The 20,092-nt window shown below is 28.6% G+C and carries 26 protein-coding genes and 2 tRNA genes; 22 read left to right on the top strand and 6 right to left on the bottom strand.

The features are described from left to right. Window position 1 precedes the first annotated feature (1 nt). Window positions 2-77: transfer RNA gene (locus M4I33_RS15370), tRNA-Phe, on the top strand. Between the two features lie 5 nt (window positions 78-82). Next, a tRNA-Cys gene (locus tag M4I33_RS15375) sits at window positions 83-156 on the top strand. A 134-nt stretch (window positions 157-290) separates the two neighbouring features. On the opposite strand, the gene M4I33_RS15380 is transcribed toward M4I33_RS15375, so the two are convergent. Then, window positions 291-1,193: an LD-carboxypeptidase gene (locus tag M4I33_RS15380; RefSeq protein WP_257917645.1), complete on the bottom strand. Its 903-nt coding sequence runs from the start codon at window positions 1,191-1,193 to the stop codon at window positions 291-293. A gap of 91 nt (window positions 1,194-1,284) precedes the next feature. Continuing rightward, complete coding sequence (locus M4I33_RS15385; RefSeq protein ID WP_194192639.1) at window positions 1,285-2,235, bottom strand: magnesium transporter CorA family protein; 951 nt, start codon at window positions 2,233-2,235, stop codon at window positions 1,285-1,287. 273 nt (window positions 2,236-2,508) lie between these two features. Between M4I33_RS15385 and M4I33_RS15390 the strand changes: the two genes are divergently transcribed. Further along, complete coding sequence (locus M4I33_RS15390) at window positions 2,509-2,991, top strand: hypothetical protein (protein WP_194192640.1); 483 nt, start codon at window positions 2,509-2,511, stop codon at window positions 2,989-2,991. 23 nt (window positions 2,992-3,014) lie between these two features. On the opposite strand, the gene M4I33_RS15395 is transcribed toward M4I33_RS15390, so the two are convergent. Next, window positions 3,015-4,169, bottom strand: coding sequence for a M20 family peptidase (locus M4I33_RS15395; RefSeq protein WP_257917646.1), 1,155 nt, complete (start codon window positions 4,167-4,169; stop codon window positions 3,015-3,017). Between the two features lie 127 nt (window positions 4,170-4,296). Between M4I33_RS15395 and M4I33_RS15400 the strand changes: the two genes are divergently transcribed. The 7 genes from M4I33_RS15400 to M4I33_RS15430 all read left to right on the top strand — a co-directional run bounded on the left by M4I33_RS15400 (window position 4,297) and on the right by M4I33_RS15430 (window position 7,897). Beyond that, complete coding sequence (locus tag M4I33_RS15400) at window positions 4,297-4,503, top strand: sigma factor G inhibitor Gin (RefSeq protein ID WP_257917647.1); 207 nt, start codon at window positions 4,297-4,299, stop codon at window positions 4,501-4,503. A 24-nt stretch (window positions 4,504-4,527) separates the two neighbouring features. After that, window positions 4,528-5,157, top strand: coding sequence for a dTMP kinase (tmk, locus tag M4I33_RS15405; protein ID WP_257917648.1), 630 nt, complete (start codon window positions 4,528-4,530; stop codon window positions 5,155-5,157). A gap of 66 nt (window positions 5,158-5,223) precedes the next feature. Then, window positions 5,224-5,553: a cyclic-di-AMP receptor gene (locus M4I33_RS15410; protein ID WP_257917649.1), complete on the top strand. Its 330-nt coding sequence runs from the start codon at window positions 5,224-5,226 to the stop codon at window positions 5,551-5,553. 23 nt (window positions 5,554-5,576) lie between these two features. Further along, entirely contained in the window at window positions 5,577-6,506 is a 930-nt protein-coding gene (locus tag M4I33_RS15415; RefSeq protein WP_257917650.1) for a DNA polymerase III subunit delta', read from the top strand. A gap of 4 nt (window positions 6,507-6,510) precedes the next feature. Then, window positions 6,511-7,416 carry a stage 0 sporulation family protein gene (locus M4I33_RS15420; RefSeq protein WP_257917651.1) on the top strand — a complete coding sequence of 302 codons (906 nt, stop codon included), beginning with the start codon at window positions 6,511-6,513 and terminating at the stop codon, window positions 7,414-7,416. 11 nt (window positions 7,417-7,427) lie between these two features. Further along, a complete protein-coding gene (locus tag M4I33_RS15425; RefSeq protein ID WP_257917652.1) occupies window positions 7,428-7,631 on the top strand; it encodes a heavy-metal-associated domain-containing protein in 204 nt (67 codons plus the stop codon). A 95-nt stretch (window positions 7,632-7,726) separates the two neighbouring features. Beyond that, complete coding sequence (locus M4I33_RS15430; RefSeq protein WP_194192648.1) at window positions 7,727-7,897, top strand: DUF362 domain-containing protein; 171 nt, start codon at window positions 7,727-7,729, stop codon at window positions 7,895-7,897. Window positions 7,898-7,956: 59 nt separating this feature from the next. Here M4I33_RS15430 and M4I33_RS15435 read toward each other — a convergent pair whose 3' ends face one another. After that, window positions 7,957-8,604 carry an MBL fold metallo-hydrolase gene (locus tag M4I33_RS15435; RefSeq protein ID WP_257917653.1) on the bottom strand — a complete coding sequence of 216 codons (648 nt, stop codon included), beginning with the start codon at window positions 8,602-8,604 and terminating at the stop codon, window positions 7,957-7,959. Window positions 8,605-8,763: 159 nt separating this feature from the next. Between M4I33_RS15435 and M4I33_RS15440 the strand changes: the two genes are divergently transcribed. From M4I33_RS15440 to M4I33_RS15470, 7 genes are all read left to right on the top strand, one after another. Further along, the gene (locus M4I33_RS15440; protein WP_257917654.1) at window positions 8,764-9,219 is read left to right on the top strand and encodes a CtsR family transcriptional regulator; all 456 of its coding nucleotides are present in this window, start codon (window positions 8,764-8,766) and stop codon (window positions 9,217-9,219) included. A gap of 10 nt (window positions 9,220-9,229) precedes the next feature. Further along, window positions 9,230-9,760, top strand: a complete 531-nt coding sequence (locus M4I33_RS15445) for a UvrB/UvrC motif-containing protein (RefSeq protein ID WP_257917655.1) — start codon at window positions 9,230-9,232, stop codon at window positions 9,758-9,760. Further along, window positions 9,757-10,743, top strand: a complete 987-nt coding sequence (locus M4I33_RS15450; protein WP_257917656.1) for an ATP--guanido phosphotransferase — start codon at window positions 9,757-9,759, stop codon at window positions 10,741-10,743. The genes M4I33_RS15445 and M4I33_RS15450 overlap by 4 nt, the downstream gene beginning before the upstream one ends. 36 nt (window positions 10,744-10,779) lie before the next feature. Continuing rightward, on the top strand, window positions 10,780-13,221 hold the full coding sequence (locus M4I33_RS15455; protein WP_257917657.1) for an ATP-dependent Clp protease ATP-binding subunit: 2,442 nt from the start codon (window positions 10,780-10,782) through the stop codon (window positions 13,219-13,221). A gap of 106 nt (window positions 13,222-13,327) precedes the next feature. Beyond that, complete coding sequence (locus M4I33_RS15460) at window positions 13,328-13,768, top strand: MarR family winged helix-turn-helix transcriptional regulator (protein WP_257917658.1); 441 nt, start codon at window positions 13,328-13,330, stop codon at window positions 13,766-13,768. Window positions 13,769-13,938: 170 nt separating this feature from the next. Further along, a complete protein-coding gene (gene trxB / locus M4I33_RS15465; protein WP_257917659.1) occupies window positions 13,939-14,871 on the top strand; it encodes a thioredoxin-disulfide reductase in 933 nt (310 codons plus the stop codon). A 22-nt stretch (window positions 14,872-14,893) separates the two neighbouring features. Then, window positions 14,894-15,124 (top strand): glutaredoxin domain-containing protein, encoded by a 231-nt coding sequence (locus M4I33_RS15470; protein WP_257917660.1) that lies wholly within the window; start codon window positions 14,894-14,896, stop codon window positions 15,122-15,124. Window positions 15,125-15,165: 41 nt separating this feature from the next. Here M4I33_RS15470 and M4I33_RS15475 read toward each other — a convergent pair whose 3' ends face one another. After that, the gene (locus M4I33_RS15475) at window positions 15,166-15,393 is read right to left on the bottom strand and encodes a glutaredoxin family protein (RefSeq protein WP_257917661.1); all 228 of its coding nucleotides are present in this window, start codon (window positions 15,391-15,393) and stop codon (window positions 15,166-15,168) included. Window positions 15,394-15,500: 107 nt separating this feature from the next. Continuing rightward, window positions 15,501-15,674 (bottom strand): hypothetical protein, encoded by a 174-nt coding sequence (locus tag M4I33_RS15480; RefSeq protein WP_194192658.1) that lies wholly within the window; start codon window positions 15,672-15,674, stop codon window positions 15,501-15,503. A 131-nt stretch (window positions 15,675-15,805) separates the two neighbouring features. Between M4I33_RS15480 and M4I33_RS15485 the strand changes: the two genes are divergently transcribed. From M4I33_RS15485 to disA, 5 genes are all read left to right on the top strand, one after another. Beyond that, on the top strand, window positions 15,806-16,120 hold the full coding sequence (locus M4I33_RS15485) for a GntR family transcriptional regulator (protein ID WP_257917662.1): 315 nt from the start codon (window positions 15,806-15,808) through the stop codon (window positions 16,118-16,120). A 21-nt stretch (window positions 16,121-16,141) separates the two neighbouring features. Continuing rightward, window positions 16,142-16,528, top strand: a complete 387-nt coding sequence (locus M4I33_RS15490; RefSeq protein ID WP_257917663.1) for a UTRA domain-containing protein — start codon at window positions 16,142-16,144, stop codon at window positions 16,526-16,528. Next, the gene (gene nagB, locus M4I33_RS15495) at window positions 16,525-17,253 is read left to right on the top strand and encodes a glucosamine-6-phosphate deaminase (RefSeq protein WP_257917664.1); all 729 of its coding nucleotides are present in this window, start codon (window positions 16,525-16,527) and stop codon (window positions 17,251-17,253) included. The genes M4I33_RS15490 and nagB overlap by 4 nt, the downstream gene beginning before the upstream one ends. A 186-nt stretch (window positions 17,254-17,439) precedes the next feature. Next, the gene (gene radA / locus M4I33_RS15500) at window positions 17,440-18,807 is read left to right on the top strand and encodes a DNA repair protein RadA (RefSeq protein WP_257917665.1); all 1,368 of its coding nucleotides are present in this window, start codon (window positions 17,440-17,442) and stop codon (window positions 18,805-18,807) included. Between the two features lie 16 nt (window positions 18,808-18,823). Beyond that, window positions 18,824-19,888 (top strand): DNA integrity scanning diadenylate cyclase DisA, encoded by a 1,065-nt coding sequence (gene disA, locus M4I33_RS15505; RefSeq protein ID WP_257917666.1) that lies wholly within the window; start codon window positions 18,824-18,826, stop codon window positions 19,886-19,888. Window positions 19,889-20,092 lie beyond the last annotated feature (204 nt).

The raw sequence follows: 20,092 nt of genomic DNA on the forward strand, positions 1-20,092 counted from the left end.
TGGCTCGATAGCTCAGTCGGTAGAGCAGAGGACTGAAAATCCTCGTGTCGCTGGTTCGATTCCTGCTCGAGCCACCATATACGGCGCCATAGCCAAGTGGTAAGGCAGAGGTCTGCAAAACCTTTATCCCCAGTTCAAATCTGGGTGGCGCCTCCATAAGAAACCTGTAAACAGTTAGTTTACAGGTTTTTATTTTTTGTATTTAAAAATAAAAAAGATATCCACAGAAAATTAAAAAATCAAATAGTTATCCACTAAATATTACATTTTATCTGTTGAAATGGGGATAATTATTTTAAAACATTCTCACATATTACTAGTTTATTTGATTTATTATCATAATGAGCATAAGCACCTATAGGGATAGTGACATTAGGATAGTCATGTCCAAATGGAAGAGCTGAAACTATAGGGATATTTAAACTAGATAATCTTTTCTTTATCATAGTAATTAAAGAATTTGAGTCTATTTTTTCATCTATACAATCTGTAAAGTGACCAAGTATTATTCCATTACATTTATTTAGTTTATTAGATAGAATTAATTGAGTTAAAAGCCTATCTATACAGTAAGGTGGTTCATTTATTTCCTCTAATATTAAAATGCTATTATCAAAATTAGGTTCATAAGGAGTTCCAAGTGTTGAACATATCATAGCTAAATTTCCGCCTTTAATATATCCTGAGAAACACCTATTACATTCGTTATAACCTAAAATATCATAAATAAGTCCTTTAGAAGGGGAAGTTAATATTCTTTCAAAGTATGTCTTAGTTATTATTTCATTAAAATTAGATTTAATCATAGGACCGTGAAATGTTATGAGTCCATTATTTGAAAAATAATTTAAAAGAACAGTTAAGTCGCTAAAACCACAAAAAAATTTAGGGTTTCTTTTTACCTTATTTATATCTAAATAAGGTAAAGTTCTAATAGAACCGAAACCTCCTCTAAAAGATACGATTCCATCTATGCTTTGGTCTTCAAACATATCCATAATTTCTTTTGCACGATCTTTATCGCTTCCGGTTAAATAGTTATTTTCTTCATATAAACAATTTCCAAGTTTAATTTTAAAACCTAAATTTCTAAAATCGGATATGAATTTATCTATAAGTATTTTAGGGCTTGGTGATGCTGGTGAAATTATGCCAATAGTAGAATTTTTGTTTAATAGTTTTCCTTTAGGCATAAATATAAAAACCTCCTAAAAAAAGAGAGTAGACTCTTAGCTACTCTCTTAAATATTGTTATTATATTTATATGATTTTAAAAATAAAATGCTACTTAAACATATCTTTTTTATAAAGAATAAATCCGACTAAAGAACAAAGTACAATAGTTAGGATCATTATTATATAAAAAGGTTCAGGTGCATCTACGTTAAATGGGAATTTTACGTTCATACCCATAATAGCACCTATTATATTAGGGATAGACATAAGTATTGTAACTGATGCAAGAACTTTCATTACTATATTTAAGTTATTAGAAATTACTGATGCAAAAAAGTCCATTGTACTTGCAAGGATGTTACTATATATTTCTGTCATTTCTATAGCTTGTTTATTTTCAATAATAACATTTTCTAAAACATCTTTATCATCATCATATTTTTGTATAAGTTCTAATTTTAACATTTTTTCTAATGTTATTTCATTTGCTTTAAGTGATGTAGAAAAATAAACTAGAGATTTTTCTAAAGAATGTAATTGAATAAGTTCTCTATTTTTCATAGACTTATGAAGTCTTTTTTCTATCATTAAACTTTTTTTATCTATTTGTCTTAAGTAAAGCAAATAGTAAGTAGAAATCCTATTTAGAATTTGTAGTGTGAATCTTGATTTTTTGTATGTAAAAAATGTTTTTATCCTACTATTTATAAAATCAGTTAAGACTTTACTATTTTTTAAGCATACTGTAATTAAGGCATCTTTAGTATGAATTATAGATAATGGGTAAGTATCATACGTCAAAGAGTTGTCTTCCATTTCTGTAAAAGGAATATCGACTATTATAGAAGTTATATCATTATCTTCTATATCTATACGTGATGTTTCTTCATCATCTAAAGAAGCTCTTAAAAGATCTAATGGAACATTAGTCTTTTTGGAGATTAGTATAAGTTCCTCATCAGATGGAGCAACTATATTAATCCAGCAACCAGGTTCTATATTATCTAATGTTTTTAAAGTAGGATTATTTTCTATAGTATTTTTAAATATTTGAATCATAATATAACCTCCGAGTATATCTATATTATACAATAAAAGAGCATTATATATAGATAAATTCACAAATATATAAAAAAATGAAATGTATAAAAAGAGATACTAGTAGTAAACAATAAAAATAATTAGTATAAGCTAGGTAAATTCATTTAATCAATTTTAATGAGGAATAATAGTCAGTATTTAGATTAAAACAACTATGGTATAAAATATAAATAACTAGTATAATCTCCATATAATATAAGAATTTTCAAATCGACAATGGGGGATTTAACTATGATGCATAAAGAGGTTGTTGGTCGAAGAAGGGCTCCTGTTATAGCTATAGTGTTATTTGTAATAACATTTATGCTATATGTACATGAGGGCCTTAAACACATTGACTTTGATAGCAACAAAACATTATTAATATTAAACTTAATTGTTTTATTTCTAACTCTATATATAATCATTAAAGAATATAGAAGTTGTAAAGTTTATTATAAGTATGCAATAATTGCAAACAAGCTTATAATAAATAAAATATCAGGAGAGTCAGAAGACAACTTAATAAGCGTTAAGATAAATGATATCGCTTATATAGGCTCTAAAGCAGGCGAGTCAAAAAAATACAACGCAAGATCAATAGGTCACTTTATGTGTGAAAAATTAGGACCTGGACATTGTTGTGTATATGAAAAGGACGGAAAATACTATAAGTTTAATTTTAAACCTAGCAATAGTTTTATTGATAGAGTAAAAAAGTATATGGTTAAATAAAAGAAGCAGAGACAAAGTCTCTGCTATTTTTTTGATAATTCTGATTTTGCTTCGTTTAAAAGAACATCATTTGTTATAAGATCAAGTCCAGTAAAAGCTAAAGCAAGCCCAGCTTTTTTACACATATCTAATCCAAACTCTGTTACGGTACATTTTGCAAATTCTGAAGTTCCATATTGAGTTTTTTCATCTTCTATAATAGAAAAATAAGGGTGTATTGCAGGAACCTTTTTACTTATAGCACCTAAACTTATTCCAGCATTAATATCTCTATTGTGACAGATATTTATAACGCCACATTCTTTAAAGTTGTGGCTAAATAATCTGTTTAAGGTAGTGTTACTAACTAACTCTTCATAAGGTGGTTCGTATAAAGAGTAAGAAGGAGACACTTTCATAAGTTTTCCTACATATCTAGCTATTTCTCTTATTTTATTTTCAATAACTAAAGCAAGTTCTATATTTTTAGCTCTTATAAAAAACTTAGCTTCTGATTCTAAAGGAATAAGTAGCGGTGTTTTCCCACCTTCTGAAAGAATATAATTTACTTCAACACCTTCAGGGAATCCCTTCATAAGAGTATTTAGTATGCTAAAGGTAAGAAGTACTGCATCTAAAGATGAATATTCCTTTTGACTTAAAAAGGATAAACCATCTTCTCCCTTAAATTGAATGCTTAAAGGAATAATTGCAGATGATGATCCGCTTTCGCAAGTTGTTATATCAGGGTGAGCCATTAAAACTGCATCTATATCGTTAAAGATACCTTGCTTTAGCATTACGTCTTTAGTTCCACCTAAATATTCTCCAGGACAACCTATAATAACTACAGATCCTCTATCTAAATGTTTTAATATTTCACCTAAACAAACTCCAGCAATGCAAGAAGTTGTAGTAAGTGCGTTGTGAGCTGTTATGTGACCTTTATCTTTTATAGCGTCGTACTGACATAAAAAACAAATTCTAGGATATGTGTTTCCTTTTGTAGCTATAAAAGCATTAGGAATATCTAAAAATTCAGTTTCTATATTGAAATCGTGTTTCTTAAGTAACTTACAAATTTCTTTTGAAGCCTCTTTTTCTTTATAGCTTTCTTCAGGATTTTCGTACATGTATTTACATAAATTTTCAAATTCAACATCACAAGTTGAAAGATAACTAATCATTTTTTGTTTCATAAGAAATGCCCTCCCAAAAATTAATCAGTATTATTTTTACCAAGATAAAGAAAATTATTTATTTATGTATATTAAATATTTTTATCGGCAATAATTCAGTTATAAAAAGGAATTGGGGGTATTATTTATGGAAGAAAATAATAATTTAAAGGAAAAATTAAAAGAAAAAAATATAGAAAATATTTGTGTAGTCTGTGGTATGATTAAGGATAATGGTATAATTGTAAATGGCGAACTTATTTGTAAGGCTTGCGAGAGAACTATCTTAAAAGCAAGAATTAAAAGTAAAGAATATAATAAGTGCGTTGAGAGGGTTATAAACATTTATAGATAACATTATCAATAAGGAGATTTAGACATGAAAAAAGGTTTATTTATAGTATTTGAAGGTGGAGAAGGCTCTGGTAAAAGTACTATGATAGATATGATATATAACTGGTTACTAGAAGAAGGCAGAGATTGTATTAAAACTAGAGAACCTGGAGGTATAGAAATATCTGAAAAGATCAGAGAAGTCATTTTAGACACTAAAAATACTAGTATGGACGGAAGAACAGAAGCGCTACTTTACGCAGCAGCTAGAAGGCAGCACTTAGTAGAAAAAGTTATTCCAGCTTTAAATTTAGGAAAAATAGTTTTATGTGACAGATTTTTAGATTCATCACTAGCATATCAAGGTTACGCAAGAGGTTTAGGTATAGACGAAGTCTATAAGATAAACAAATTTGCAATAGGTGATTATATGCCAAACCTTTCAATTTTATTTGATATAGAACCGGAACTTGGACTTGAAAGAATTAACAAAAACTCTAACAGAGAAGTTAATAGATTAGATCTAGAAAAACTAGACTTCCATTATAAAGTTAGAGAAGGATACGAGATAGTTTACGAGAAAAATAAAGACAGAATAGTTAAAATAGACGCATCTCTTCCAATCGAACAAGTCTTCGAGAATGTAAAATCTGTTATTAATGGGTTAATAAACTAATATCTTAAATATAGAAGTTTATGGTAAAATAATAGTATATGGTATATTTAAAGTGGAGGGTTTTGTATGAAGTTAGTAATAGCTGTAATTAATGATGATGATTCAATTGATTTGATTGATGCTCTAAGTTCTAAAAAATTTGGAGTTACAAAATTAGCTACAACTGGGGGATTCCTTAAATCAGGGAATACGACTTTAATGATAGGGGTCAATAAAGACAAAGTAGATGAAGTTATAGACATAATAAGTGACATATGTAAAAAGAGAACAGAAATAGTATCAACATCTACTCCTCTTACAGGAAATAGTGGGATGTACATGCAGTATCCATTAGAAGTAAATGTAGGTGGTGCAACTATATTTGTGGTAGATGTAGATAAATTTGTTAAAGTTTAATATAGAGAGAGGAGGAGGGTGTATTGCAAAACTTCGTAGGGCATAAAAATATCATAAATGGATTTATGAGAAGAGCAGAAAACAATACACTATCTCACGCTCATTTAATATCTGGTGATGACGGGATTGGGAAAAGTATATTAGCAGATATATTCTCTTCTAAGATTATAAATAAGCCTTTAGGCGAAGAAAATGCTGATGTTGTAATATATAAAGCAAAAAAGGCAACAATAGGTGTAGACGAAGTTAGAAAGATAATAGAAGAACTAAATAAAAAACCATATGAAGGTGATAGAAAAGTTATTTTAATACATAATGCAGAAAAGCTTACAGTTCAAGCACAAAATGCACTTTTAAAAACTATAGAAGAACCACCAAATGGAGTTTTTATAATACTTTTAACAACAAACCTTGAAATAATATTAGAAACTATAAAATCAAGGTGTCAAATATACAAGCTTACACCATTAAACAAAGAAGAAATGCTAGAGGTCTTAAATAGAAGAACGGGAATAGAAGAAAATATAATTAAATCTGCATTAGCTTATGCACACGGTATTCCAGGAAGAGCAGAAAGATTTTTAGATGATGAATCTCTTGAAAAAATGAGAGATTTAATTTTACTTATGCTAAAAGACGTAAGTAAAAGAGATGTAGATTCGATATTAAAATATGAAAAAGAATTTTTAAAGTTTAAAGATGAGAAAGAAGAGTTATTAAGTGTAATAGAACTTTTTATAAGAGATATAATTTTATTTAAAGAATTAAATAATAATGATATGATAATAAATTCAGATAAGATATCTGAAATAGATGAATTAAATCAACTTATGTCTTATAAAAGATTAGAAGGAATGATAAAGTATATAAAAGAAGCTAGGGTAGGCTTTAAAAATAATACTAACTTTTCTATAAATATTGATATTATGCTTATGGGCTTTTTGGAGGTATAAAGTTATGTTAAAAGTAATAGGAGTGAGATTTAAAAAAGCAGGTAAAATATATTATTTTGCGCCTCAAGAATTAAACATAAACAAATTTGATTATGTTATTGTTGAGACGGCAAGAGGAATTGAATTTGGGCAATGCGTTGTCGGAGTTAAAGGAATAAATGAAGAAGAAATAATAGCCCCTCTTAAAAACGTATTAAGAGTAGCTGATAAAAATGATATTGAAAAGCACAAAGAAAATAAAGCTAAAGAATCAGAAGCTTTAAGAATTTGTGAGCAAAAAATATTAGAACATAAGTTAGATATGAAACTTATAGATGTAGAATACACTTTCGATAACAACAAAGTAATATTCTACTTCACAGCAGATGGAAGAGTAGACTTTAGAGAACTTGTAAAAGATTTAGCAACTATATTTAAAACAAGAATAGAATTAAGACAAATAGGTGTTAGAGATGAGGCTAAGATGATAGGTGGACTTGGACCTTGTGGAAGACCACTTTGCTGTTCTACTTTCCTTGGAGACTTCGCATCAGTTTCTATAAAAATGGCAAAAGAGCAAAACCTTTCACTTAACCCAACTAAAATCTCAGGTATTTGTGGAAGACTTATGTGTTGCTTAAACTATGAACAATCAACTTATGAAGATATTAGAAAGCGTCTTCCAAAGGTTGGATCTTTAGTTGATACTCCAGATGGAAACGGTGAAGTTATCCAAAATAACATAGTAAAAGAAAATGTAAAAGTTAGACTTAAAAGAGGCGAAGAAGAAATTCTTGAAATTTATAAAATAGAAGAAGTAGATCTAATAGAAGGAAGCTATGAAGATATAGTTGACGAAAAAGATGTTAGATTAGAAATAGAAAATCCTGAAGATAAGAAGTTAATAAAGCAACTTATTAAGGAGAAATAGGGGGAGGAATAATGAAGGCCTTACTAAGAGTAGCTGGACTAAACAGTTCAAACGACGTAAAAAAAATTCAAGGTGCAATAGCTAGTAATGCTGGAGTTATTGCAAGTGAATTAAATTTATCTAAAAAAGAAGTAGTAGTTATATTTAATGAATTATATTTAAAAGAAGACGACATAATAGATTCTATTGAAAATTTAGGGTATACAGTAATATAAGTTGCTACATATTTACTTTTAACTCTTTCAAAAAAAACTCAAGTATGATAAAATAAGGGTGGTTTTAATACCATAAAATTTAGGAGGTGTTTTAAATGGCATTTGTAATTCAAGATTCATGCGTAAGCTGTGGAGCATGCGCACCAGAATGTCCAGTTAATGCTATAAGTCAAGGAGATACTCAATTCGTAATAGACGCAGATACTTGCATCGATTGCGGAAACTGTGCTAATGTTTGTCCAGTAGGAGCACCAGTACAAGAGTAGTATATTACTTATAAAAAGAGATCGTTTTTTCTTAAAGAAAAAACGATCTTTTTTTTGCTTTATTTAGAATTAAAGGGTAGTATTATTACCTTTTCTTTATAAGAAATTAAATCTTCTTTTGTTAAATTTAAAGTTTGGTTTTGGATTTTGTATGCATCTTTCATAAGAAGTATAAAGGGCTGTATATCATCAAACAAAAAAGATAAATTACTTATTTTATAGTTCATAGGGATTATAACTTTAGGTGATAAAGTTTTGCAAAGTTTATAAGCCTCTGTTGAATTTAGATTTACATTACCACCTACAGGAATAAATAATACATCTAAGCCTTTTAAATCATCTAATAAATTAGAAGTTAAAGGGCATCCTAAATATCCTAAATGACAGATTTTAAAACCATCAATTTCAAAAACAAATATAGTGTTTTCTCCTCTCTTTGCACCAAAGAAATTATCACTATAAGTTTTAATTCCAATTATTTGCCCTATCTCTGAATCATATATTCCAGGTTCTTTAATTATTTTTGTATTAGGGTCAAACTCATCTAAGCATATGTAGTTTTTAGAGTAATCGCTAAATGTTATTACGTTTGGTGATAGTTCTTTTATGTTACAACTATGAAATTTATTTATAGGGTCTATTAGAAGTCTTTTTCCTATTTCTGTTTTAATTAGGAAAGTAGAATTTCCAAGCCAAGTTATATTCATTTATATAATACCTCTCTTTATAAATTAATATTATTATGCACATAGAATGGTTAAATTATCCTAATGTAATTTGACTAAACTTGAAAAATAATTAGAAAAGTATTAATATAGTGTTAATATCAAAGTAAGTCAAAAACAATTTTAAAAGAAGGTGCAAAAATGGCAAGATTGACAGATGTAATTGAAAAGTTCATCAAAGAGATGCTTAAAAATAAAGAAGATCATAAAATTTATATACAAAGAAATGAATTAGCAGACCAATTTAGGTGCGCTCCATCACAAATAAATTATGTGTTAACTACTAGATTTACCTATGCTAAAGGGTATGTTATAGAGAGTCGTAGAGGTGGCGGAGGCCACATTTTAATTAAAGAGGTTAGACACGTTGATTCAGAAAATAGAACTAAGCTTATAAAAGAATCTATAGGAGATAGCATTACATATCATAATGCAATTGCTCTAATAGATAATTTATTAGAAACAGAATTGATTAATAAAAAGGAATATGAACTCATAAAAATATCTATGAACGATAAAACATTAGCATCATCTGATAATAGAAATAGATTACGTTCTGATATATTAAAAGGAATGCTTATGGTAATAATCTCTTAAGGAGGTAATAATGCTTTGTGAAAAGTGTAGTAAAAATGAAGCAATAATCCATTTAGTTTGCATAAATGAAAGCGAAAAAGAAGGTATTTGGCTTTGTCATAAATGTGCAAAAGAAATGACAACAAAAGATATATCAGATATAACAAATGAAGATTTAAAGTTAAACGTAGATAGTTTATTAGATAAGTTTTTAGAACTTGTAGATAATACTAAAAAAGAAAATAAAGAAAATATCCTAAAATGCAATTCTTGTGGCCTAGAATTTGAAGAATTTGAAAAAAATCAAATTTTAGGTTGCGAAAATTGCTATCTAAACTTTAGAAAAAAACTCATTCCTAAAATAAAAAAGATACATTTCAGTAAAATTCATAAAGGTAAAATTCCAAAAAGTAAAATTAAAAAAGTAACATTCGAAAATAATTTAAAAAATTTAAATGAAATCCTTGAAGAAGCCGTTTTAAAAGAAGAATATGAAAATGCTGCAATTATAAGAGATAAGATAAAAGAAGTAATAAGTGATATAAAAAGGGAAGAAGAATGAAGGAATTAGATTATAGCTTAGTAGTTAGCAGCAGGCTTAGAATACTAAGAAATATAAGAGGTTATAAATTTCCTTTATTTTTAGAAAAAACAGAAGGAAGAGAACTTTTTAATAGGCTTCAAAATATTATAAATAAATACGTAAAAGATAGCGAAATCTACAGGCTTTGGGAGTACAACTTAGAGTATGAGAGCTATAAAGAAAAGAATTTAATTAATAGTAGTGTTAAAAAAAATAGAGATATTTCGGGAGTTATTATAGGCAAAAATGAAACTTTTACAGCAATGATAAATGAAAATGATCATTTAAGATTACAAATGGTAGAAAATGGATACAATATAGATGAAGCCTATAAAAATATAAGTGAACTAGATGACAAGATAGAAGAAGATATAGAGTATGCCTTTGATAGCGAACTTGGATTTATAACTTCAAAACTTGAAAATCTAGGTACCGGAATGAGAGCTGCTGTAATGATACATATACCTACAATAGTTTCTAAAGACCTTATATTTAATTTATCTAAAGAGTTAAATAGATTAGGGATTAGTATAAAAGGTATATATGGAAATACAGCAAATGCTTATGGAAACCTCTATCAAATAGCAAACTATATAAGTCTTGGTATGAGTGAAAAAGAGATTATTAAAAACCTTAAAGAAGCTATAAAAATAGTAGTAAGGAAAGAAAATAATCTAAGATATGAACTTTTAAACAAATCTTTCAAAGAAATTGAGGACAAAGTTTATAGGTCATATGGAATATTAAAATATTCAAGACTTTTAAATCAAATAGAGGTTTTAAACTTACTATCGGATATAAGACTTGGAGTTGAACTAGGCTTCTTAGATATAGAAAAATCAAAACTAAACAAGATAACTGTTTTATCTAGAAGTGCATTAATTAGAAAAGAATTAAAAAGAGATTTAGATTTTAAAGAATTAAATTATGAAAGAGCACGAGTAGTTAGAGAGTTACTTTAAGGTTTGATAATTTAAGGAGGTATTAGAGAAAAGTATATGGGACAAGAAAGATTTACAGAGAGATCACTTGAAGTATTAGAAAAAGCGAGAATTGAATCAAAAAGTTTAAAGCACGGTTATATAGGTACGGAGCATATTCTTATGGGAGTAATAAAAGAACAAGGGGAAGCTTCTAATATTCTATTTAACCACAGCGTGACTCTTTTAAGTGTAAAGGAGACTTTAAAGGGTATCCTTGGAGAAGGAGAAGATGATATAGAACTTTATTCTATAGCTAAAACTCCAAGGGCTAAATTTGTTTTAGAAGAAAGTCTTAATCAGGCTAAAAAATTTAATCATAAATATGCAAGTCCTGAACATATGCTTTTAGCTATTATTGAAGGAGAAGAAGGATTAGCATATTCTATTTTAAAGAATATATCTACAGGATTTGATAAGATTAAAGACGAGGTTATGGAATATTTATATAAATCAGAAGAAGAAGAGATAAGTTTTGAAGAAGAGGAAGAAGAATTAGATAGAAAAAATATAAAAACTCTTTTAAAATACGGTAGAAACTTAAACAAATTAGCTAAAGAAGGAAAACTTGACCCTGTTATAGGCAGAGAGGATGAAAATAGAAGACTTTTAGAAATTCTTTGTAGGAGAATAAAAAATAATCCATGTCTTATAGGAGAGCCAGGGGTAGGTAAGACTGCTGTAGTAGAGGGGTTAGTTCAAAGAATAGTTAAAGGTAACGTTCCAGAGATGTTAAAAAATAAGAGGATATTTTCTTTAGATTTAACTAGCTTAGTTGCAGGTGCAAAATACAGAGGTGAGTTTGAAGACAGACTTAAAAATGTAATGAATGAAATTAAGGAAAATGAAAATATAATAGTTTTTATAGATGAAATTCATAGCATTATAGGGGCAGGTGGTGCGGAAGGTGCTATTGATGCTTCAAATATATTAAAACCATCTCTTGCAAGAGGTGAAATACAATGTATCGGGGCAACTACTATAGATGAGTATAGAAAGCATATAGAAAAAGATGCTGCCCTTGAAAGAAGATTTCAACCTATAACCGTAGATGAACCTTCAAAATTAGAAACTTTAGAAATAATAAAAGGTTTAAAAGGTAAATATGAAGAGCATCATAACGTGATAATATCAACTGAAGCTATAAATGCAGCTGTAGAATTATCAGATAGGTATATAACAGATAGGTATATGCCAGATAAAGCAGTTGATTTAATAGATGAGGCTTCAGCAAAACTTAGAATAGATAGTATACAAGAGCCAGATTATATACTTAAATTAGAAGAAGATATAAAAGAATTAAAAAATGAAAAAATAGAGGCTGTTGAAAAGCAAGAATTCGAAAAAGCAGCTATGTTTAGAGATAGAGAAAAAGAATTAGAAAAGAAATTATCTAATTTAAGAGAGAACTTTAAAAGTGAGTGCAATGAAAGAGTTTTAGAAGTAACTAAAGAAAGTATAGCTAAAGTTGTTGCAAGTTGGACTAAGATACCTGTTGAAAAAATAACTGAAAAAGAAAGTGAAAAACTACTTAATTTAGAAAATAAACTTCATTTAAGAGTTGTAGGTCAAAATGAGGCTGTTATTTCAGTTTCAAAGGCAGTAAGAAGAGCTAGAGTTGGGCTTAAAAATCCAAACAGGCCAATTGGAAGTTTTATATTTTTAGGACCTACTGGAGTAGGTAAAACAGAATTATCTAAGGCTTTAGCAGAGGCTATATTTTCAGATGAAGATAATATGATTCGAATAGATATGTCAGAATATATGGAAAAACATTCTGTATCTAAGCTTATAGGTTCTCCTCCAGGATATATAGGGTATGAAGAGGGCGGACAACTTACAGAGGCTGTAAGAAGAAGACCTTATAGTGTAGTTTTATTAGATGAAATAGAAAAAGCTCACCCTGATGTTTTTAATATATTGCTTCAAATTTTAGAAGATGGCAGGCTTACAGACGGTAAAGGTAAAGTAGTAAACTTTAAAAATACAATAATTATAATGACTTCGAATGTTGGTGCACATACTCTAAAAAAGCAAAAAAGCTTAGGTTTTTCTATAAAAGAAGAGTTTATAGAAGAATATGAAGATATGAAAGAATCAATACTAGAAGAGTTAAAAACTACATTTAGACCAGAATTTTTAAATAGAATTGATGATACTATAGTTTTTCATAAGCTATCAGAAGGAGATATGGTCGATATAGTTAGTATAATGCTTAAAGAATTAACTGATAGATTAGATGAAAACAAAATAAAAGTGGATTTTACAGATGAGAGCAAGAAATTTCTATTAAGTAAATGCAATAAACACGAGTTTGGTGCTAGGCCTTTAAGAAGAATAATAACTAAAGAAGTTGAAGATAAAATAAGTGAAGAAATTTTAAAAGGTAATATAAAATCAGGAATAGGTTTAAAAGCTGTAATAGAAGGAGATAAATTACATTTTAAAACTTTAATATAAAATAAATCGTCAAATTTTATTTGACGATTTATTTTTTTATTTTTTAAGTTGTGTAGGCAACTAAAATAAATTATAATTATAAAAAAACAAAGGCAGTGTGATAATTATGGATGAATTTAATGCTATAGGTGACTTAATATTTTTTATATCTAAAGAATTAAAAAAAGATTTAGATGAAAAATTAAAAGAAAGAGGATTAGGACAAGGGCAAACACTTATGTTATTAACACTCTTTAGATTAAGAGAAAGAGAAGATATCACAGGAGAGTTATTAGCTAAGGAAATGGGAATAAACAAAGCTAATGTAAGTAGAAATATTTCAAAGCTTAAAGAAAAAGAAATTGTATCTATAACCTTTGATGAAAAAGATCAAAGAAAAAAATATATAAAACTTACAGATAAAGCTTTAGAGGATATAAAAAGTATTGAATATGTTTTAAAAGATATACATAAAAAGATGGTTAAAAATATAGAAAAAGATATACTTATTAAAACTTTAGAAGGTTTAAATAAAATGCAAAAAAACTTAAGTGAAAAAGAAAATTAGTAGACTATATTTTTAAGTTAAGGAAAGACTAATTGTATAAAAAATATAATATAAAAGCAGATTATTAGATAATAATTATTAATTAAGAGATTTTTTACTTTTATTTTTCGAAAAAAGTGATATAATTATATAAAAGATTATACCCCTAGGGGGTAAAGGAGATGTTATAGGTGAGCAAAGAGATTAAAGATATTGACTTAGTTATAATAGGTGGAGGTCCAGCTGGGCTAACTGCAGCTATATATGCAGCTAGAGCTAATATGGAAGCACTTTTATTAGAAGATAAATTTATTGGAGGGCAAGTTAAAAACAGCTATACAATAGAAAACTACCCAGGATTTAAAAATATAAGCGGAGCAGACCTTGCTGATTTAATGCAAGAACAAGCAGAAGAAGCTGGAGCAAATATAGATGAATTTGATATTATTGAAAATGTTAAATTTAACGACGAAGAGAGACTTATAGAAACAGAAGAAGCTATATATAGAGCAAAAACAGTAATCCTTGCAACTGGTGCTGTTCCTAAAAAGCTACCTATAAAAAACGAAGAAAAGTTCTTTGGAAAAGGAATTCACTACTGTGCAGTTTGTGATGGTGCTATGTATAAAGACAAGGTTGTTGGAGTAGTAGGTGGAGGAAATTCTGCACTAGAAGAAGCTATATTCTTAACTAACTTTGTTAAAAAGGTCTATATAATAAGACGTAAAGATAGCTTTAACGGTGAAAAATCCGTTATAGATAAAGTTATGAATAACGAAAAGATAGAAGTTTTATTTAATAAAGATTTAGTAGATGTAGAAGGAGAAAACTTCGTTACAAAAGCTATCATAAGAGATACAAAAACAGGAGAAATCTCAGAAGTTCAATTAGAAGCTTTATTTGGTTATATAGGAACAGAGCCCAAAACAGCTATATTTAGAGAATATATAAAGCTTAACGAATACGGGTATGTTTTAACAGATGGAAATATGAGAACTAACATAAAAGGTGTTTATGCAGCTGGTGATGTTAGAGAAAAAGAATATAGACAAATAACTACTGCTGTATCAGACGGAACTATTGCAGCTTTAGAAGCAGAAAAATTCTTAAATAAATTAAAATAATTAATAAAAGGAGAGAAACATTATGATAAAAGTATATTCAACTTCATGGTGCCCAGGGTGTATTAAAGTTAAAAAATATTTAGAGAAAAAAGGTTTTGAATACCAAACTATAGACGTTGCAGATAAGCACGAAGATAGGGAAGAGGTATTTAAAGTTTCAGGACAAAGAACAGTTCCTGTAGTTGATATCGACGGGAAAATAATAGTAGGTTTTGAGAAAAAAGAAATAGATGCGGTTTTAGAAAACTTATAAAATAAAAAAGATGTATTGATTTTTCAATACATCTTTTTTATTTATTTTTCTAGAGCTTTGTCGATAGCTGCTTTATCAAAACCGATAATAACAGTTCCGTTTATATCTAAAACAGGAACTCCCATTTGCTTAGATTTTTGAACCATTTCTTCTCTAGCTTCCATATCATCTTGTACGTTTAACTCAGTGTAATCTACACCTTTTTTTGTAAGGTAACTTTTAGCTTTTACGCACCAAGGACAAGAGTCAGTTGTAAATACTTTAACCATAGTAACACCTCCATCCGACTGGTAAATAATCTTTATTACCGAATATGTTTTCTTAAATTTTAACTCACTTTAGTAGTGATTTCAATAAAAATAAAAATAATTCAAAGTTATTTAATTATACTGTTATTATTTAGGTTAGAATTTAAAATATAATTATCAACTTCGTTTTGAGAACTTGGGTTTTGAAACTGGTCTGTTAAATTAGTTGTAATTTCGCTCTTTAAAATGTTCTCACCTTTATGTAAAGTAATATTGTGAAATAAATCTTGTTTATTAACCATAATATCAACTCCTAATAATGTATTAATTATATTATTTGTAAAAAGTAGAGTTATTATGCTTAATAAATATTTGTATAGTGGTCTAGACAACTAGATAAAGTAAATGTATAATGAACTTAGGAGGAATAAATATGATAGATAAAAATAGTCCAATACCAGTGTATTACCAATTAAAAGAAGCAATAAAAGGGAAAATTGCAGAAGGCACATGGCGCGTTGGCGATTGTATAGCTAGTGAAAGGGAGCTGTCTGAAAAGTATGAAGTTAGTAGAATGACTATTAGACAAGCACTTGGGGAATTAGTTCAAGAAGGTATTTTAAGAAGAGAAAAAGGTAAAGGTACATTTGTATGTGAACCTGAATTAAAACAAAAAGATGTTATGAGTTTTACAGATATTATTAAAAGAACTGGAAAAGAACTACAAACAGAAGTATTAGCTATGTAATATATCGATACTCCTAAAAAAATGAAAGAAATTTTAAACTTCGATAAGGTTTATAAAATAAACAGGCTTAGAAGAGTAAATGGCGAAGTTATCGCAAATGAGATAATCTATATACCAAAAGAAATTTCAGGAGAACTTGATAAAGAAACTGTACTAGGTTCAATATTTAAAGTTCTAGAAGATAGAGGTCTTTTAATAAACCATTCTGAATCTGAAATAAAGGCTATTATTATGGATGAATACTATATGAAATTATTTGAGGTAGATATAATAGTTCCACTTATAAAAACTTATGGAACAACTCTAGATGATCAAAATAAAGTATTATTCATTGAAGAATCAGTATATAGATCTGACAAATATATTTTAGAAGTCAATATATCGAGGAGAGAGGGGATTTTAAAATGAAATTAATAATAGTAAAAAATTATGATGAGATGAGCAAATGTGCAGCGGGGATTATGGCAGAACAAATAAAAGAAAAAGCAGATTCTGTTTTAGGTCTTGCAACTGGTGGAACTCCAGAAGGAATGTATAAAGAATTAATCAGAATGAATAATGATGGAGAGATAGATTTTTCTAAAATAACAACAGTTAACTTAGATGAATATATAGGACTTGCAGGGGATCATGAGCAAAGCTACAGATTCTTTATGAACTCACATCTTTTCAATCACGTTAATATAAATAAAGATAAAACTTTCGTACCAAACGGATTAGCTAAAGATCCAAACGAAGAAGGAAAAAATTACGACAAAATGATAGATGAATTAGGTGGAACTGATATCCAACTACTAGGTGTTGGAAATAACGGACATGTTGCATTTAACGAACCAGATTCACACTTAATTTCAGGAACTCACCTTACAGGTCTTACAGAAAGCACAATCAAAGCTAACTCAAGATATTTTGATTCAATAGATGAAGTTCCAAAAACAGCAATAACTATGGGGCTTGGACAAATCATGAAAGCTAAAAAAATACTTTTAGTTGCAAGTGGTGAAGGAAAAGCAGAAGCTATGAAAGAGTTATTTAGCGGAAAAATAACAACTGAATGCCCAGTAACAATGTTACAAATGCATAGAGATGTTACTGTAGTAATTGATGAAGAAGCAGCAAGTTTAATAAAATAATAAATTAGTAAAATAAAAACAAAGGATTATCTTATAAAAGATAGTCCTTTTCTTTATTTATATAGATATTTAGTTATAGGTATTTAAATTTTAGTTAATAATGTAATATAAATAAAATATATGATATTATAGAATTACTGGAAAGATTCATGGAATTAAAAATAGAAAAAAGGATGTTATGTACCTATGGCTAAGATAAAATCAATTTTTACATGCCAAGAATGCGGTTATGAATCAGCGAAGTGGCTTGGAAAATGCCCTTCATGTAATAACTGGAATACTTTTGTAGAAGAAGTTCGAGATTCAAAAGCAGAAGAAAAAAATAAAATAGTAAAAACATTAACTAAAGAAAATATGCCAAAATCAATATCTCAGATAAAATCTGGAGAAAGAGAGAGATTTGATACTGGATTAGAAGAATTAAATAGAGTTTTAGGTGGAGGTCTTGTTAAAGGTTCCTTAACGCTTATATCAGGTGACCCTGGTATTGGTAAATCAACACTTCTACTTCAAACAGCAAATAACATTTCAAAAAAATACGGAAAAGTTTTATATGTTTCAGGAGAAGAATCGGAAGAACAAATCAAAATAAGGGGAGACAGGTTAGGTGTAAAATCTGAAGAACTTTATATAGTTTCAGAAACTAATTTAGATACTATAGAAGCATATATAGATGAAATAAACCCAAAGTTTGCAATTATTGACTCAATTCAAACTATATATAAAGAAAATGTCACGTCAGCGCCTGGAAGTGTATCACAAGTTAGAGAGTGCTCAAACCAACTTATGAGAATAGGTAAAAAGGCTGGTATTCCTTTATTTATAGTAGCACACGTTACAAAGCAAGGTGAACTTGCAGGTCCTAGAGTTTTAGAACATATGGTAGATACAGTTTTATATTTTGAAGGAGAGAGAACAGAAGAGTTTAGAATCCTTAGAACTATGAAAAACCGTTTTGGTACTACTAGTGAAATAGGTGTTTTTGAAATGAGAGAAGAAGGGTTAGTTGAAATTTACGATCCTTCAAGTTTGTTCTTAGAAGAAACTACATTTAACCAAGAAGGTTCTGTAGTTATCGGCATAATGGAAGGAAGTAGGCCTATATTAGTTGAAATACAAGCATTAGTTACAGAAACTAAATCACCGATGCCAAGAAGAACTTCTGTAGGAATAGATAATCAAAGATTAAGTTTAATATTAGCTGTATTAGAAAAGAAACTTAGAGTTCCTTTTTATAATCATGACGTTTATATAAATGTTGTAGGAGGACTTAATATAGATGGAACTACTGCAGATTTAGGAGTTGCAATTGCACTTTTATCGAGTATAAAAAGCAAAGGAATAAAACTTGAAAAGGTAGCTATTATGGGAGAAGTAGGGCTTACAGGAGAAATAAGACCTATAAGTACTATAGAGAGATTAGTAAACGAAGCAGAAAAATTAGGCTTTCTAAATGCAGTTATTCCTTGGAGAAATAAAGATAAAGTAAGAAATAATAAAATAAATGTTATAGGTATTAATAATTTAAAAGAAGCTATTAGTAAGATATTCTAAGAGAATAGGTGAGTATATGAGATTAGAGAAAGATGTTCAAATTAGAAAAATTTTAAAAATAATGTGCCCTGGTACTCAGTTAAGAGAAGGACTAGAGAATATATTAAGGGCTAAAACTGGTGGATTAATAGTCCTTGGAGATACTGAAGAGATAATGGAAATAGTAGATGGTGGATTTACTATAAACTCAGAATATTCTCCAGCTTATGTTTATGAACTTGCAAAAATGGATGGTGCTATTGTTTTAAGTAAAGACTTAAAAAAAATAATATGTGCAAACGCGCAATTAGTACCAAGTGCTACTATTCCAACATTTGAAACAGGGACTAGACATAGAACAGCACAAAGAGTTGCAAAGCAAACAAACAGCATAGTTATAGCTATTTCACAAAGAAGAAATATTATAACTGTATATAAAGGCGATTTAAAATATGTTTTAAGAGAAAGTAGTGTAATTCTTGCAAGAGCTAATCAAGCAATTCAAACTCTAGAAAAGTACGTTTCAGTACTTGAAAGAGTAATAAACAATTTAAATCTTTTAGAGTTCCAAGATTTAACTACACTTTTTGATGTAGTTACAGCTATTCAAAGAACTGAGATGGTTATGAGGATAGTAGAAGAGATAGATACATATATCTTAGAACTTGGAAACGAAGGTAGACTTATATCTATGCAATTAGATGAGTTAGTAAGATATGTAGAAAGAGACGGAATATCTTTAATAAAAGACTATGGAGATGATGAAAAGAGCATAGACGAGATATACAATAACATCCAAAAATTATCACCTCAAGAACTTATAGACTTAGAATCTATAGCAAAAATATTAGGATACGGATATAGCTCGCTAGCTGATACTTTAATTTCACCTAGAGGTTATAGAATATTAAGTAAAATACCTAGAATTCCATCAAATGTTATTGAAAACTTAATAAACCACTTTGATAGTTTTAATGATGTTTTAGAAGCAGATACGGAAGAATTAGATCAAGTAGAAGGAATCGGGGAAGCTCGTGCAAGGGCGATAAGAACAGGGCTTAGAAGAATTAATGAACAAATTTCATTAAAAGCAGAAATTTAATAATAAAATATAAAAAATAGTGCAAAATAAAAGCGATATTTAATTTTTAAATATCGCTTTAGTTTTTGTATATAAAAATATGTACTTAGGCTAATTTTTATCTGAAAGTAAAATTGCCTAAAGTTTCGATCTTATTATTTTCAGTTAAAAGTATATCATAAAGGTTCAAACCTAAAGAATTGCAAAGGGAAGTAAGGTAGAATA

This window comes from Clostridium sp. LY3-2 (assembly GCF_024705715.1).
In the GTDB taxonomy this organism is placed as follows: Bacteria; Bacillota; Clostridia; order Clostridiales; family Clostridiaceae; genus Clostridium.

What these genes read in the sequence shown, in the direction of transcription:
- M4I33_RS15380 (WP_257917645.1), bottom strand. Translation starts at nt 1,193, where the DNA reads ATGCCTAAAGGAAAACTATTAAACAAAAATTCTACTATTGGCATAATT.
- M4I33_RS15385 (WP_194192639.1), bottom strand. Translation starts at nt 2,235, where the DNA reads ATGATTCAAATATTTAAAAATACTATAGAAAATAATCCTACTTTAAAA.
- M4I33_RS15390 (WP_194192640.1), top strand. Translation starts at nt 2,509, where the DNA reads ATGATGCATAAAGAGGTTGTTGGTCGAAGAAGGGCTCCTGTTATAGCT.
- M4I33_RS15395 (WP_257917646.1), bottom strand. Translation starts at nt 4,169, where the DNA reads ATGAAACAAAAAATGATTAGTTATCTTTCAACTTGTGATGTTGAATTT.
- M4I33_RS15400 (WP_257917647.1), top strand. Translation starts at nt 4,297, where the DNA reads ATGGAAGAAAATAATAATTTAAAGGAAAAATTAAAAGAAAAAAATATA.
- tmk (WP_257917648.1), top strand. Translation starts at nt 4,528, where the DNA reads ATGAAAAAAGGTTTATTTATAGTATTTGAAGGTGGAGAAGGCTCTGGT.
- M4I33_RS15410 (WP_257917649.1), top strand. Translation starts at nt 5,224, where the DNA reads ATGAAGTTAGTAATAGCTGTAATTAATGATGATGATTCAATTGATTTG.
- M4I33_RS15420 (WP_257917651.1), top strand. Translation starts at nt 6,511, where the DNA reads ATGTTAAAAGTAATAGGAGTGAGATTTAAAAAAGCAGGTAAAATATAT.
- M4I33_RS15425 (WP_257917652.1), top strand. Translation starts at nt 7,428, where the DNA reads ATGAAGGCCTTACTAAGAGTAGCTGGACTAAACAGTTCAAACGACGTA.
- M4I33_RS15430 (WP_194192648.1), top strand. Translation starts at nt 7,727, where the DNA reads ATGGCATTTGTAATTCAAGATTCATGCGTAAGCTGTGGAGCATGCGCA.
- M4I33_RS15435 (WP_257917653.1), bottom strand. Translation starts at nt 8,604, where the DNA reads ATGAATATAACTTGGCTTGGAAATTCTACTTTCCTAATTAAAACAGAA.
- M4I33_RS15440 (WP_257917654.1), top strand. Translation starts at nt 8,764, where the DNA reads ATGGCAAGATTGACAGATGTAATTGAAAAGTTCATCAAAGAGATGCTT.
- M4I33_RS15445 (WP_257917655.1), top strand. Translation starts at nt 9,230, where the DNA reads ATGCTTTGTGAAAAGTGTAGTAAAAATGAAGCAATAATCCATTTAGTT.
- M4I33_RS15450 (WP_257917656.1), top strand. Translation starts at nt 9,757, where the DNA reads ATGAAGGAATTAGATTATAGCTTAGTAGTTAGCAGCAGGCTTAGAATA.
- M4I33_RS15455 (WP_257917657.1), top strand. Translation starts at nt 10,780, where the DNA reads ATGGGACAAGAAAGATTTACAGAGAGATCACTTGAAGTATTAGAAAAA.
- M4I33_RS15460 (WP_257917658.1), top strand. Translation starts at nt 13,328, where the DNA reads ATGGATGAATTTAATGCTATAGGTGACTTAATATTTTTTATATCTAAA.
- M4I33_RS15470 (WP_257917660.1), top strand. Translation starts at nt 14,894, where the DNA reads ATGATAAAAGTATATTCAACTTCATGGTGCCCAGGGTGTATTAAAGTT.
- M4I33_RS15475 (WP_257917661.1), bottom strand. Translation starts at nt 15,393, where the DNA reads ATGGTTAAAGTATTTACAACTGACTCTTGTCCTTGGTGCGTAAAAGCT.
- M4I33_RS15480 (WP_194192658.1), bottom strand. Translation starts at nt 15,674, where the DNA reads ATGGTTAATAAACAAGATTTATTTCACAATATTACTTTACATAAAGGT.
- M4I33_RS15485 (WP_257917662.1), top strand. Translation starts at nt 15,806, where the DNA reads ATGATAGATAAAAATAGTCCAATACCAGTGTATTACCAATTAAAAGAA.
- M4I33_RS15490 (WP_257917663.1), top strand. Translation starts at nt 16,142, where the DNA reads ATGAAAGAAATTTTAAACTTCGATAAGGTTTATAAAATAAACAGGCTT.
- nagB (WP_257917664.1), top strand. Translation starts at nt 16,525, where the DNA reads ATGAAATTAATAATAGTAAAAAATTATGATGAGATGAGCAAATGTGCA.
- radA (WP_257917665.1), top strand. Translation starts at nt 17,440, where the DNA reads ATGGCTAAGATAAAATCAATTTTTACATGCCAAGAATGCGGTTATGAA.
- disA (WP_257917666.1), top strand. Translation starts at nt 18,824, where the DNA reads ATGAGATTAGAGAAAGATGTTCAAATTAGAAAAATTTTAAAAATAATG.